The organism is Paenibacillus sp. JT22N1 (assembly GCF_059692155.1).
In genome coordinates, this window is the sequence record NZ_JCAUAW010000017.1 from 47,087 (window position 1) to 60,843 (window position 13,757).

13 protein-coding genes are annotated in these 13,757 nt (G+C 39.5%); 7 read left to right on the forward strand and 6 right to left on the reverse strand.

Going from position 1 to position 13,757, the window contains the following annotated elements; translation table 11 throughout:
* Positions 1-28: 28 nt before the first annotated feature.
* From AC58UU_RS28585 to AC58UU_RS28605, 5 genes are all read left to right on the forward strand, one after another.
* Positions 29-196: a CxxH/CxxC protein gene (locus tag AC58UU_RS28585; protein WP_497320632.1), complete on the forward strand. Its 168-nt coding sequence runs from the start codon at positions 29-31 to the stop codon at positions 194-196.
* 217 nt (positions 197-413) lie between these two features.
* Positions 414-893, forward strand: a complete 480-nt coding sequence (rlmH, locus tag AC58UU_RS28590; RefSeq protein ID WP_029196122.1) for a 23S rRNA (pseudouridine(1915)-N(3))-methyltransferase RlmH — start codon at positions 414-416, stop codon at positions 891-893.
* A gap of 146 nt (positions 894-1,039) precedes the next feature.
* Positions 1,040-1,501, forward strand: coding sequence for a DUF8821 family protein (locus AC58UU_RS28595; protein ID WP_497320633.1), 462 nt, complete (start codon positions 1,040-1,042; stop codon positions 1,499-1,501).
* A gap of 513 nt (positions 1,502-2,014) precedes the next feature.
* A complete protein-coding gene (locus tag AC58UU_RS28600; RefSeq protein ID WP_497320635.1) occupies positions 2,015-5,179 on the forward strand; it encodes an ATP-binding cassette domain-containing protein in 3,165 nt (1,054 codons plus the stop codon).
* Between the two features lie 251 nt (positions 5,180-5,430).
* A complete protein-coding gene (locus AC58UU_RS28605; RefSeq protein WP_497320636.1) occupies positions 5,431-6,072 on the forward strand; it encodes a MarC family protein in 642 nt (213 codons plus the stop codon).
* A gap of 97 nt (positions 6,073-6,169) precedes the next feature.
* Here the strand turns inward: AC58UU_RS28605 and AC58UU_RS28610 are convergent, their stop codons facing one another.
* The 6 genes from AC58UU_RS28610 to AC58UU_RS28635 all read right to left on the reverse strand — a co-directional run bounded on the left by AC58UU_RS28610 (position 6,170) and on the right by AC58UU_RS28635 (position 12,122).
* On the reverse strand, positions 6,170-7,306 hold the full coding sequence (locus AC58UU_RS28610) for a glycosyltransferase family protein (protein WP_497320638.1): 1,137 nt from the start codon (positions 7,304-7,306) through the stop codon (positions 6,170-6,172).
* A complete protein-coding gene (locus AC58UU_RS28615; RefSeq protein ID WP_497320640.1) occupies positions 7,303-8,382 on the reverse strand; it encodes a glycosyltransferase in 1,080 nt (359 codons plus the stop codon). Before AC58UU_RS28615 ends, AC58UU_RS28610 begins: the two co-directional genes overlap by 4 nt.
* 5 nt (positions 8,383-8,387) lie before the next feature.
* Complete coding sequence (locus AC58UU_RS28620; RefSeq protein ID WP_497320642.1) at positions 8,388-9,233, reverse strand: glycosyltransferase family 2 protein; 846 nt, start codon at positions 9,231-9,233, stop codon at positions 8,388-8,390.
* 4 nt (positions 9,234-9,237) lie between these two features.
* Positions 9,238-10,032, reverse strand: coding sequence for a hypothetical protein (locus AC58UU_RS28625; RefSeq protein WP_497320644.1), 795 nt, complete (start codon positions 10,030-10,032; stop codon positions 9,238-9,240).
* A 153-nt stretch (positions 10,033-10,185) separates the two neighbouring features.
* Positions 10,186-11,445, reverse strand: coding sequence for a sensor histidine kinase (locus tag AC58UU_RS28630; protein WP_497320645.1), 1,260 nt, complete (start codon positions 11,443-11,445; stop codon positions 10,186-10,188).
* A complete protein-coding gene (locus AC58UU_RS28635) occupies positions 11,445-12,122 on the reverse strand; it encodes a response regulator transcription factor (protein WP_497320647.1) in 678 nt (225 codons plus the stop codon). The genes AC58UU_RS28630 and AC58UU_RS28635 overlap by 1 nt, the downstream gene beginning before the upstream one ends.
* 216 nt (positions 12,123-12,338) lie before the next feature.
* On the opposite strand from AC58UU_RS28635, the gene AC58UU_RS28640 reads away from it, so the two are divergent.
* Entirely contained in the window at positions 12,339-13,076 is a 738-nt protein-coding gene (locus AC58UU_RS28640) for a polyphosphate polymerase domain-containing protein (protein ID WP_497320648.1), read from the forward strand.
* Positions 13,073-13,753 (forward strand): DUF4956 domain-containing protein, encoded by a 681-nt coding sequence (locus AC58UU_RS28645; RefSeq protein WP_497320650.1) that lies wholly within the window; start codon positions 13,073-13,075, stop codon positions 13,751-13,753. The genes AC58UU_RS28640 and AC58UU_RS28645 overlap by 4 nt, the downstream gene beginning before the upstream one ends.
* Positions 13,754-13,757: the final 4 nt, after the last annotated feature.

Genomic DNA, 13,757 nt, shown 5'->3' on the forward strand with positions numbered 1-13,757 from the left:
AGAAACATTGCGGATGAGAGGTACTTGCATGCATGTAGTTTGTAAAGATCATGTCGAAATCGCGATAGATGAGTTTGTTGATGAGTATGAGGAGGCTCCGGACATTGTGGATCTGCAGAAGACTCACTTCGCTAGTTGGGAGCCACCGACGTACTGCGAGCATTGCAAGGAGTTAGCGCGATTTCTAGTTGTATGAGGGAGGCGGAGGCCTTCCTTTTTTGTTTGGGTTGGAAGCGGGTCGATCAACTCGGGATGGACGGGTTTGATTGGATTATATCCAATGATGTCTCATGACATCGGCGGTTGGGATTAGTTCCGTTGGATTAACTCCAATGAAAGCGGGCAAATAAGGTGAATGAGCTTGATTGGATTGTATTTTATCCAATGGAGCAAATGAGGGGAGAATATCGGTTATGCATATACAGATATTAACCGTAGGGAAATTGAAGGAGCGCTATCTCGTGGACGGGATCGCGGAGTATGTGAAGCGCCTTGGGCCGTATGCCAAGGTGCAGATGATAGAGGTGCCGGATGAGAAGGCACCGGAGAACATGAGCCCTGCTGAGGAACAGCAGGTGCGGGTGAAAGAGGGCGAGCGGCTGCTAGCCAAGCTCGCCGCGGACGTGTACGTCGTGGCGCTGGCCATCGACGGCGAGATGTGGACGAGCGAGCAGCTGGCAGGCTCGCTCGATAAGTTGGCCACCTATGGGCGGAGCCAGGTGGCCTTCGTGATCGGCGGCTCGCTGGGGCTGTCAAGCGAGGTGCTGCGCCGTGCGGATATGCGGCTGTCTTTTGGCCGCATGACGCTGCCGCACCAGCTGATGCGGCTGGTGCTGGTGGAGCAGATTTATCGCGCGATGCGGATAAATCGAGGGGAGCCTTATCATAAATGAGGCAAATTTTATTGGCGGGAAACAACGGGGTTTATCATATCCAAAACGTGAACGTTTATATTAAATCATTTTTGGTATAATATTTGGTAGATAAAGAAGATTAATTTCTGTTGTTAGGAAATAATAAGAGAAAACGAGGGATGGAAATGTCGTATATCGTTGATTTTAAAAATGTGTCTACGGTAGGTTTAGAGTCTTCACCTGTAGCAGAAGCGCTTGCTGGTCTACGTGCCAATGAAGCCCGTTATTTTATGAACAAATACAAACATGAGTTTACGGTTGTACCAGCTAGCGAAAGTCAGGAAAACCTTGATTATGTGAACTTCATTTTGAAAGAACGTGATATTGCGTTTGCAGCCAAACCTTTAGAAACGTCGCGTTTTCAAGTGGAAAATATCCAATTTACCTACGTCTTTTATGAGGATGGTCTTGGAATCAATGTCATGTATACGGTTGATGACCCTAAGAAGCGGGCCGTTGGTTTTAAGCTTTCTGAGGGGATGGAGGTACCAAAGGAGTTAGAAGGGAAGTTTAAGTTTGCTAGGCAGAAGTCTAAACTAGCTGGAACAATTCGGGGCTCGTTTTTTGTTATTAAAGGACAATATTAAAGTAAGCCAAAGCGCAAGTGGAGGAATCCAGCCATTCACGGATTTAATGTAATCTTATTAATGATGGAATGTAGCAAATCTTTTTGTTTTTCAGGTGACACTCGCGGCATCACCTTCCATAGTGGTAAAGCAGAGTGTTGAAGTAGTAGTTGATTTTAATGCCAATGAAAAAAGTCTTCTTCTTAAAAACTAACGATACGATAACTGATTAAGATGTTGAAAAGCCCTTTTAAAAGGGCTTTTTTGCGTTAGAGACTAATATCCTGAATTTGTAAATTGATGATATAATAAGGCGATAGCAGAGAACACTCCATAAGTCTCTGAGTTAAATAAAAGAGAGGTTTGAATAAAGCCACTCCGATTAAGAAGCGGTTTTTATTTCAGACAGTGATATAACCATTTTGATGTTTTTTAGAAAGAGTTCTTTAATTCGATAAAAAAAGCAATTCATAGATTTAACACTATGCTAACATGGAAAGACTAAGTTTATAAGAATAGAGAGAGGATGTACATATGAAAATAAATCGATTAATTTCGAACAATATTAACCTATTAGATGCAGAACTACCGGTAGATAAATCGTTAGGAATTGCTGGTTTATCTGGATCTGGTAAAACAACTTTTTGTCAAACCATTGGTGAAGAATCCAAGAAGCGTCTCGTTTCTTTATTGCCAAAGGCTGAATATCAGTATTTATTTCCTGAAATTATGGAAACTAATTTCAGTGCCATCAAGATGGAAGAAATGCCTTTAGTCCTTTTTCTCGGAAAATCATCGATTTCATCCAATCCTCGTTCAACCATTGGCACACATACGGGCGTGTTTAAAGAGATTCGTGTAACGCTTGCTGAAAAATTTAATCTTTCTCCAGAAGTTTTTTCCTTTAATAATGCCTTAGGCTGGTGTCCAGATTGTAAAGGGCGCAGTATGACCCAAAATGTCGATTGTCCAAAGTGCAAGGGTAGGCGCTACAATCAAGAAGTTGAGCAATATAAGATGGAATTATTGAATCAACCACATAGTATTTCCGATATCAATAATTTAAGCATTGAAACGATTCTTTCTCTAGCAGAGGAAATACAAGTTAGTGAAGCGAAGCAGCATATTCTCCAAAATATAATCAATATGAATATGGGTTACTTAACATTAAATCGCATTATGGGTACATTGTCAGGTGGAGAAATAACAAGACTGTACTTGGCAGAATTCATGGCAACTAGTGAAAATACGGTTATTATCATTGATGAAATCTCCGTGGGTCTTGATCACCAAACATTATTGAAAATTTTAGATGAGATTAAACAATTGGGGTATAAGAATCAAATTTGGCTCATTGACCATTCTGACACGGTGCTGGGCACAGCGGATGAGCAATTGTTCTTTGGACCTGGTAGTGGTAAATACGGTGGGAAAATTGTTGAAGAATCACCACGTCCAAAACCAATCCATTGTGAACTAAATAAGGCAATGCCAATAGAATACTATCAATTTCATGATCTTTACTGTCGTAATATTCAAATGGCTGAAATTCAGATTCCCCAAAATAGACTTGTAACCTTTACGGGTGAATCGGGTTGCGGTAAATCTACACTTGTCAATGAGTGTATGGTCAAAGATTTTCAGAAGCGTTATCCAAAAGATAAACTGGTCGTGGTTGGACAAGATCGAAACCAGTCGATTTCCAGTCGGTCAACCGTTGCGACGTTTCTTGATATTAAAAAGAAACTCACAAAATATAGCGAGGATATTGATGATATTTTTCAGCGCTCGATTGAAGATATTATTGATGAACTGCCGAATGAAGACATCGCTCATAAACGCTTGAGCTTATTGATCAAACTTGGACTTGGTTATTTGACGCTGGAAAGAAAAACGCAGTCCTTATCGACTGGTGAATTTCAATGTGTTCATTTAGTTTCTGAGCTGTTTACTAATTCAAGAAACCCACACACACTTTTTATTTTTGACGAGCCTTCTAAAGGTTTATCTCAAAATATTTTAAACCAATTCATTGATAGTGTTAGGGATATTCTGCAAGATGAATCTGTCTCCATCCTGATGATTGAACATAATGCCTATATGCTGGAAAGCTCTGATTTTATCATTGATTTTGGAAAAAGGCAGCCTGAACCTGTTGAGCATCTGGATGTTGTCAGTCATGATGATTATTATCGTCAAACGCATAAGGAAGATAGCAAGGCCCTCATGCATATCTCTTCCACACTCAAGCCCCAAAACGGTATTCACTACTTACAAGAAAATCATATGGGCTATTTTAAAAAGGCAGAAAACGTCTATAAGGGTGGTATCTTAAAGAGCTTATCGCCAATTGCCCATGTAATTTATGGTGAATATGAATCTGAAAAGATTGCACCTGTCATCGCCATTGATCTTGAACGACACCTGTATAGTCAATATAGTTTTCTCTATGAGGTGGGTGGACTGATCAACCATATTGTGGCTGCTCATCCGACCAATAAAGATACAAGAAGCTTCGATTTCTATTATCAAGACAATCATTGTCCGAGTTGTTCGGGTCGTCGAGTCATTGAACGATTTGATATGGATGTTCTCATTCAAGACAAAACAGTGCCATTCTGGGACGGCATGTTACTTCCAGAAGTCATGGATGTATTGAAATATTATCAACATGCCAAATTGCACTTCTTATTTGAAGAGATCAAGAACGAACTTGGTCACGATATGAGTAAAAGCTTTAATGAGATGTCAGAAGCGAAAAAAGATACTTTCTTATATGGTTATTGGGAAAAGTCATTTTATGATAAAGCAGGGAAGGCTTCGAGAACATGGGAAGGCTTTAATCTCATCCTTGGGCGTTATATGGTTATTTCGAAGAACATTCCTCTTAAAGAGCAAATGAAAGCCTCAAAAGAAATGATTACCTGCCCAGTTTGTCAAGGAACCGTGTTAAACCATCATAAAAAGCTAAAATTTGGTGACACGGATATTCGTGAGATTATTCAGCAATCGATTGATCAGATCATTAAAATAGTAGGGAAGTTGCCAGAACTAGAAAAACTAAAATCAATTGTTGGCGGCGATCTTACACTTACGGAAGATGTTTCCCTACTTCCTAGGGAAAAACAAGTTGCGCTGAAAATGCTTGAACTTGACCTTGCGAGCTTTGTGGGCTATGAAGTGGTTTTACAAAATGCCGTACCATTTTGGGACAAGATTAAAGGTAACCTCGAGGCAATCAGCAGTAAAAACTTGATTACCATCTGTGATTTTGCCAATATTGCTGAAACTAGAGAAACCATTATTGATAAGTATTTCACCAATGGGAAATATAAAAAACTAACTTATGTATATGAAGCGTTTGGTTACAATAAAATTGTTACCCAAATTAATAAGATTAAAGCAAGTCATCCATGTCCATTCTGTAATGGGAAGAAAGTAATTTCAGAAGATGGTCTCCATGACGGCGTATACAAGTTATCGGTGCCATGTGTTAGCTGTTATGTAAGTGGCATCAATGATGAAGGGCGCAAGGAAATCGTCGATGGCATAGACGTACAAACATGGCTAACTGGCAAAGCAAGTGATGTTGTTGCTGAAAGCTTACTTACTGAGGCAGTTGCAGATATTCCTATCTTCAATCGTATTCGTGAGTTGAATAAACGAGATATGATGGCGATTTATCAATGCCTGAAGTAAACCTTTGAAGAAAAACATCAAACCCCATACCAAATCGATAGGGGTATTTGATGTTTTTAACTTCGAGTTTTAATTCAATTGGCTTGGGGTGACTTTATTACCCATAGTTGATATGATGTATGACTGGGGAACCAAAAGAATGGAAGCCAATAAGCAGGAAATTCATTCTTTGGAAAAGGACACTACCGATACAGATTAAGAACTATTAAAACTGCAACAAGGAAACAGAGCATACAAATAGGAGATACTACATGGAACTGTACACATCATTTTTATTGCTGAGCCTCACTTCATTCTTTACACTCATTAATCCACTTGCCATCATGCCAATCTTTATGTCGATGACAGCCGATCTTGAATCACAGAAGAAAGTCCATACTGCTCGTAAAGCAGTAGTTGTTTCATTTTTTACATTGCTCATTTTTTCAACCACTGGCGAATGGGTATTTCACTTTTTCAACATTTCAATTAACAGTTTAAAGATTGTCGGTGGGATTATTTTCATTTTGATGGGACAGGATATGCTTCAGGCACGACTTGTTCGTACAAAGGTTGATAAAGCGGATGTTGATACATATGTAAATGATATTTCCATTACACCATTGGCTATTCCAATGATTTGTGGTCCTGGTGCAATTACTAATGGAATTGTTCTTATGGAATCTACGACTAATGTTATGGAGAAGATTATATTAATAGTTGTGATTGCGGTTGTACTTATGCTTACATACATTGTCCTTGTTAACTCAGCTAAAATTTATCGATGGATTGGCCCAACAGGCAATAATGTGCTAATGCGTTTAATGGGTCTAATTGTTATGGTGATTGCCATTGAGTTTATGGTAAGTGGAATTACGCCGATTATTCGGCAAATTCTGAAAATTTCGCCCTAGAGATGTTAGGTTGAACCGTTTTTGTTAATTGAAGCGTCGAAGAACATCTTTATGTCTCTTGACGCTTCTTTGGTGTGTCTAATTTCGCTAGGTAAATTCATTTTCCATCCTTTAGATTACTTTTCAAAATAAACCAAAAATCTTCAATAGCAGCTTCCGATTCAAACTTTCGTCCAATGCTGCGGACAATGCTACTCATCTCTTGATAAAATTCAGGATCGGTCAGCTTTTGATAACAGTCAAGAATATCATGCTCATCTTGAACAAAGAGTTGATATTTTTCTCCTAATAAATGCTCGTTTCCTATGGTTTTTGTTGTGATTACAGGCACTCCAAGTGATGCATATTCAAGAATTCTAGTAAGGTATGAATACGTAGGATTCTGATTTTCTGTATTGTCATATATCAAGGCTAATCCAATGCCCGACTGTAGAATTAATTTTTTGGTTTCCCCCATGGACAGTAGACCATAATTTTTAATCTCTCGAGCATTTATGAAACTCTGAGCTTGATCTAAGATATCATCTGCTATTGATGGATATGCAATGTGCAGATACACCAGCGGGTAAATCTCTCTTATTAATTTCATTCCATCAATGGCGACGGGCAATCCATATCTTGCTCGAATTACACCTGTTTGAACAAGATGAGGCGGCGGATTAAATCTTGAAGGTATTGGATCTACAATTTGATTTGATTCTATGAATTGCGGTAATATTTTCAGTTTCTCGTCGAGCGTCATCTGACTGAAACCATGTTGAAGTAAATATGATTTCAACCTCTCCATCCAAGGTTGCGTTTGCAAAAAAATCATCCGAGAATTTTCGAAAACTTGGATAATATCTTTCATATTATTGGGATCATCCAGCTTATAATGAAGAATCAATACTAAAAGCTTACTCGCAATTTGCTGATTTTCTTTAATTAGGTCTAGTGCGTCCTTTGAATTTTCTCTGCAGCGAATAAAGATATAATCATAGTCTACTTTCTTATCTAACTCAACAATCGTTTTGGCCAACTGCGTAGATTTAATAAAACGAACATGTTGAAATAAAAATCCATCCTGTCCATTTTGAAAATCATAAGGCAATACACAATCAATCTGAAAATGTCTATTTTGTATCAAAAATAATTCTGCCATTTTCTTCTCTAATGCTTTTAGTAGAATTAAAAATTGAAGGACATCGCCTTTGGGTTTATATTTGGGAAAATAATAAGAAAAGCACACCTTCATTCCCTGTCATTCCCTAGCAATTCAAGATATATATCCCTTAATTCTTCTGCTTGCTTTTCCGCATTGAAATGTTGTAAAACACACTCACGTCCTGCCAAACCGAACCCCAGCCATTTCTCTGGTTGAGACATCATTTCGAGCAGCTTATTTGCCAAATCCGTCGAATTGTTTTCTTCAGCGAGAAATGCGCTTTTCCCTTCAACTACTCCTTCAGGTATTCCGCTATGACGCGTGGATACAATTGGTAGCCCTAACGCCTGTGATTCCAGAATGGAAACCGGAAGCCCCTCCATATTTCCATCTTTTCCAGTTACACTTGCTAAGCAAAAGATATGAGCTTTGTTCAATACGTTCTTAACTTCCGCGTGATGAAGTTTCCCTGCAAGATGAATGTAATCATTGAGCTTCAAACGATCAATTTGGTCTACTAAATGTTGATGATCCATACCTTCGCCAACAATGGTTAAATGAAAATTACTCATCTTTTTTTTCACTATAGAAAGCGCTTCTATTAATATGTGATGCCCTTTCTTCTCAATCAGGCGCCCGACGGATACAATTCGGATTGATTTTCCCTTGTCTTCTAACGTACGGGGCTGAAAGCGAAACTGATCCATATCGATTCCCAAGTGAGAGACCCTAACTTTATTCTCCGGGCATCCCATGGATAGTAGTTCTTTTTTAATTGCATTTGAGGGTACAAGAAACAATTCTCCAATTGTAAACAATCTTTGATACTCTTTCACTTTATTATTCAGAAAGGGATATTTTCGAGCATCATACCCGTGGAAAAAGGTTAGCATAGGGATTCCCAAAGTTTCTTTCCCTTGTAAAGCAAATAAGGCACTCGGACCAAAATGAGCATGCAACATGTCAACTCGATATTTTCTTAACGTATTCGTTAAGTGAACTTCTTTGTTGATTTGTACTAGATGATCGATAGGGAATACTTGCTCATTTGTCACCTTTGGTGTAAAAACCACATTTCGAAAATGTGAGTTTCGTACAATTTGATGATAAACAAACGTTTCTGTGATAGGAAGATATTCTGTCGTAATATGCCCGATCGTTTTCATGCTATTTAATCTCCCTTTTGATTCGGAATAAGTTTAATTCTGAGCCATCCTTGTCCTTGATTATAATTATTTTCACTGAAAAATTCAGGAGTGTACTCGTTACCCCACTTTATTAACGTAAGATGCACTAATTCTTTTTTTAATTCGCCATATTTATAAATATTTTCTTGAGCTGTTAGTCTCTTCAAATTAAATCGAGAGAGATTATATAGATGTTCATCCACACATCGAAAATTATATTTTTCAATCAGCTTATATAAGATACGACGATCTTCCATATAACGTCCGTTATACTTGTCATTTGTATCCCAGCCCCCCATTTCACGAAGACATGCCATCCGGTAAAATCTTGGATACACCATGGGTACATAGCTGATCAAATCATATTTTTCCGAAGAACGAAACCCTCTGACTTTCACCAGTTTTCCTTGATCTTCAGACTTCCATAATTTGTAATTACCATAAATCAGCGCTGTAGAATCGGGCTCGTTTTCCATCGTTATGAGTAAACGTTCCAAAGAATTATTCTCCAACCAGTCATCACTATCGAGTTGAACCATATATTTGGTATCCACTAATTGCAATGCCTGATTCAAGACATGACATATTCCCAGGTTTTGCTTAATTCGAAAATAAGAAAATCTAGTATCGCTTTTCATGACCTCTTCAATGACTTCATGCGTATGATCGGTGGATCCATCATCCAGAATGATCGCTTTCCATTCTTTGAGGCTTTGTTTTTTCAGGCTATTGACGGCTCTATAGATAATATCTGCACGATTATATGTGGGAATGATGACTGTAACCTTGGGAAGTACTTGTAATCTATTTTTATTTTCCAATTTCTCCACTCCACTAATTTAATAATTGGTTAAGATCAACTGTTTTTTCCCATTCACAAAGTTGATTAGGATCGAGTTCCTTTGAATGTTCAAAAAAAACATGTAATAGACCTAATTTCTTTAGATCTGCAAACAATTCATTGGGATACGGCTGAATGTAAGAAAATGCATCTGCGTGATCTATGAACTTAAGTACTTCTCCTTCAGAAACAATAAAATGCCCCAATTTACTCTCAATACGTTTAAACCCAACTTCCTTCAATTTTCTTTGTATCATTAAAATTTGCTGCGAAATTGACTTTTTTAAATTTTTTGTTTTCTCTAAGTAATGAAACAAAGTTGGACCTTCAATGAATTCCATAACGATATAGTTTGAGCCACGTTCGAAAATCTTAGGAATAAAAGAAATGCCTTCTACTAGACGATAGGCTTTCATCTCTGTATCAAAAAAACTTTTCTTAACATAAAATTTTACACACCGTTCATGATCTAACTGGAATACCGCACCCTGAACCCCCTTACCAATCAATCTGTAGTTTGTTGGATTATTGATGATCATCTTCTTTTTTCCATTCTCATCTATGAATCTTTTTAAGGAAATCAATTTATAATTTTCCTTTTTAACTTTTTCCATATTCGGCTTTTCAACCGGCTCACGCGAACAATTGAACTTTTCTTCCCATTCAGAACACATGACGGGATCCATTTTTTTGAGATATTCTTTCAACTGAATACCTTTAAAAAATTCCGCAACGGTATAGTTTGAGCCTACCTCAAACACCTTTGGAACAAATTTAAAATCTTTCATCCCATTCCTCATCCCTCATGTACCATGTTATTAATTCATATTATGAAACCTTTTACTTTTTGTATGGGAACCTGCCCTTCTGCCCCAAAAAAAAGGTGATCTTTTTCGATCTATGATCCTCAAGATGAATAAATAATGCCCGATACACTCCCCCTATGGAAGCTGAACATAAAACGACGTAGTCTCATTCAGCACGCTTTTCGCGTAAAGCTTTCCTTTATGCTGCTCGACAATTGATGTGGCTATGGCTAGTCCGAGACCATAGCCGCCATGCTTACGTGAACGAGAGGGGTCAGCGCGGTAGAAGCGGTCGAAGATTCTTTCAAGATGCTGGGGCGAGATGCCTTCGCCTGTATTGGTCACCTTTAGAAGATAATCGTTATGACGCTTCTTGAAGATAAGCGAGATAGATCCCTTAGGATTGGTGTATTTGATGGCATTATCCAAGAGTATCATGACCACCTGCTTAATTTGCTCGCTGTTTCCGTGTAGGGTCATGTTAGGTTCAATCTCATAATTTAGTGAAATATTTTTCTCGAACATAACGGCTTCCATTGTTAGAATGACGCTTTCTACGGATTCGCTCACGTTGAAGTTCGTGAAAATCATACTTGCCCTAGAATCGTCCATTTCGGTTAGGTACAGGAGATCATTAGTCAGCGTCTTCATTCTTTCCGTTTCCGATTTGATACGGTGCAGCCACTTCGATTGATTTTGAATCGTGTCTTCGCTATTGGACAAGAGAACGTCCGCATTGGTGTTAATAACAGCTAGTGGCGTTTTCAATTCATGGGAAGCGTCGGCGATAAATTGCTTCTGTTTATTAAAGGCTTCTCGGACAGGAGCAATGGAGCGGTTCGCGAAAAATCGGCTCGTAAAGAAGATGACGATGAGCATAACCAATCCCACGATGGAGAATGTATAGACGAGATTCTTAAGGATGTTCTGCTGAGCAGTGACGTCAAGATAGACGACGGAGTTTCCCGTTTCGTTTTTCTGTACGATATAAGCCCATGTATTGCCATCTAGGTTAAATTGGCCGTTATCCGAGTTATTGGAGGCGGCTTTCTTTATCGCCAGATCGTAGAAGTCGGTGTCCATGTCAAATCGGGAACTGGTGGCTGTGATCTTCCACTGTGCGTCCGTTTGCAGCAAGAAAGAGACTGAGCGTTCCGGCGACGGGTTGACATTTACCTTGGACTCTTGCGGGGGATGATCCCCGGCTGGTCGAGGCTCTCCCTTTTTTCCGCCAGGCTTGAGGTAAAAATCGGATACTCTATGCAGCTCCATATCGATATCGCGCCGTACGTTCTGAAAGGTAATCGTATAAATGGCAGTAAAGGCCAAGAGCATGATGAAGGAGATAATGACCAAGTTAGCGATTAGAAATCGATTTCGGAGCTTACTGAACATTAGGAGGTCACCTCCAATACATATCCTACGCCTCTAATGGTGTTTATTCGGACGGATGAATTTAGAAAAGCAATTTTTTTCCGCAAAAAAGAGATGTAGACTTCCACGTTGTTATGTTCAACCTCGGAATCGAAGCCCCAAAGCTTTTCGATGATCTGTTCTTTAGATGTTACCGAAAGCTTCCTCGACATCAGCAGCTCCAATAATTCGCTTTCTTTTAAAATCAGCTTGAGTTCCTTCCCTTTGCACGTAAGCTTGAGATTCCCTGTATGCAATTCGATATCTCCGAATTTCAACGCATCCTCCGGCACAACCTCGCCTTTGCGCCTTAAAGCCGCTCTAATTCTCGCGAGCAGCTCCTCGGTCGAGAATGGTTTGGCTACATAGTCATCTGCGCCGTAATCCAGACCTGAAATCTTATCGGATATCTCCCCCCTAGCTGTAAGCAGGATAACGGGAGTCGAGATCCCTTGGCTGCGAATCTTCTTCAATAGAGTGATGCCGTCCATCTCAGGTAGCATAATGTCGAGTAATAACAGATCATATATGCCGCTTAAAGCATTATCCAGCCCCGATTGGCCATCATGGACGGCGTCGACAGAGTAATTGTGTTTTTTTAAGATTTGGGTTAAAGCCTCCGCTAGATGAATCTCATCTTCTACAATTAATATTCTCATGATTGCTTCCCCTTTTTGTGTCAGTTTAGTAAAGCCGCGCTGCATGACTTCATTATAGGGATCGAACCTTTAATCAAACTTAATCTTAACACTTGCCTAGAGCTTAATAAAAAATTTACATGACATCCGATATTTAAGTTTCACTAAAGGTTCGAGGGCTAATATACAGACATGAAGCAGCAAGCACTCGCAAAGGAGAAAGAGGGGGGCATCACCATGGCGATTGAAGTGTTCAACCGATATGAAAACAAGTATCTGATGGATAGCAAAGCCTTTTACGTTATATATAACCGATTGCTTGAATATATGGAGCTCGATGAATACAACAAGAACGATAAGTTCTATTCGATAAGCAACATGTATTACGATACTGAACATGATTCTTTAATCAGGAACAGCTTGGCGAAGCCAAAGTACAGGGAGAAACTCCGAATAAGAGCCTACGGCATTCCTGAAGAAGATGGCAAGGTGTATTTGGAGCTTAAGAAGAAGGTATTCGGTTTAGTGAACAAAAGAAGGACAGCGCTAATGCTGAACGAGGCTTATGATTTTGTCCGCTCTGGTGTTGAGCCGGAATTCAAGACTTATATGAACAAGCAAGTCATCCAGGAAATCAAATACTTCCTTCAGCGATATGATCTGCAGCCCAAAGTGTATCTGGCTTATGACCGAATTGCGATGTTTTGCAAAAATAACCGAGATCTGCGGATTACTTTTGATACGAATATCCGATCTAGGCGGTATGACCTCAAGCTTGAAAATGGGGATCAAGGGGAATCGCTGATCAGCCGCGGGCAATGGTTGATGGAAGTTAAGGCGGAGAAAACGATACCCATCTGGCTGTCGAAAATGCTGTCCGAACACCAAATGTTTCGAACAAGCTTCTCCAAGTACGGTAATGAATACAAAAAAATGCGAAATGAAAGATTCGCGGAGGAGAGAGTTCAATTATGATAGAATCCATTTTGGCGTCGTCACAGGTAAGTTCGGATTTAACCTTAGTCAATGCGTTATTAACCATCTTGATTTCTTTCGCACTAGGTGCGATTATCAGCTTCACTTATATGAAAACTCAACCTATGTACAATCAGAGTTTCACTTTGACGATGATTGTGCTGCCTGCGATCATAGCGGTTATCATCCTGTTAATCGGCAGCAACATCGCTAGAGCCTTTAGTCTTGCCGGAGCCTTCTCCATTATTCGCTTCAGAAGCGCTCCCGGAGATCCGAAGGATATCGCGTTCGTCTTGTTCACAATGGCAGCAGGACTAGCTTGTGGCGTCGGATCATTCGGTTACGCTGTACTGTTCACGGTTGCTCTTTGCTTACTGATGTTCTTTCTAAAAGCTATTAAATTTGGGGCTAAAAAATCGGCGCAGAAATTGCTAAAAGTCACGATCCCAGAAAATCTCGGGTACGAAGAAGCATTTGATGAGATCTTCAAGACATTCAAGATTGATTATGAGTTGAGAAAGGTTAGAACGACCGAGTTGGGCAGTTTGTATGAGCTTGTATACCTGGTTACGATCGATCATCTCACGAACCAGAAAGAATTCCTCGATGCCGTCAGGTGCAGGAATGGAAACTTGGATATTACACTAACGATGAGTCCAACCGTATCAGAATACTAAAATG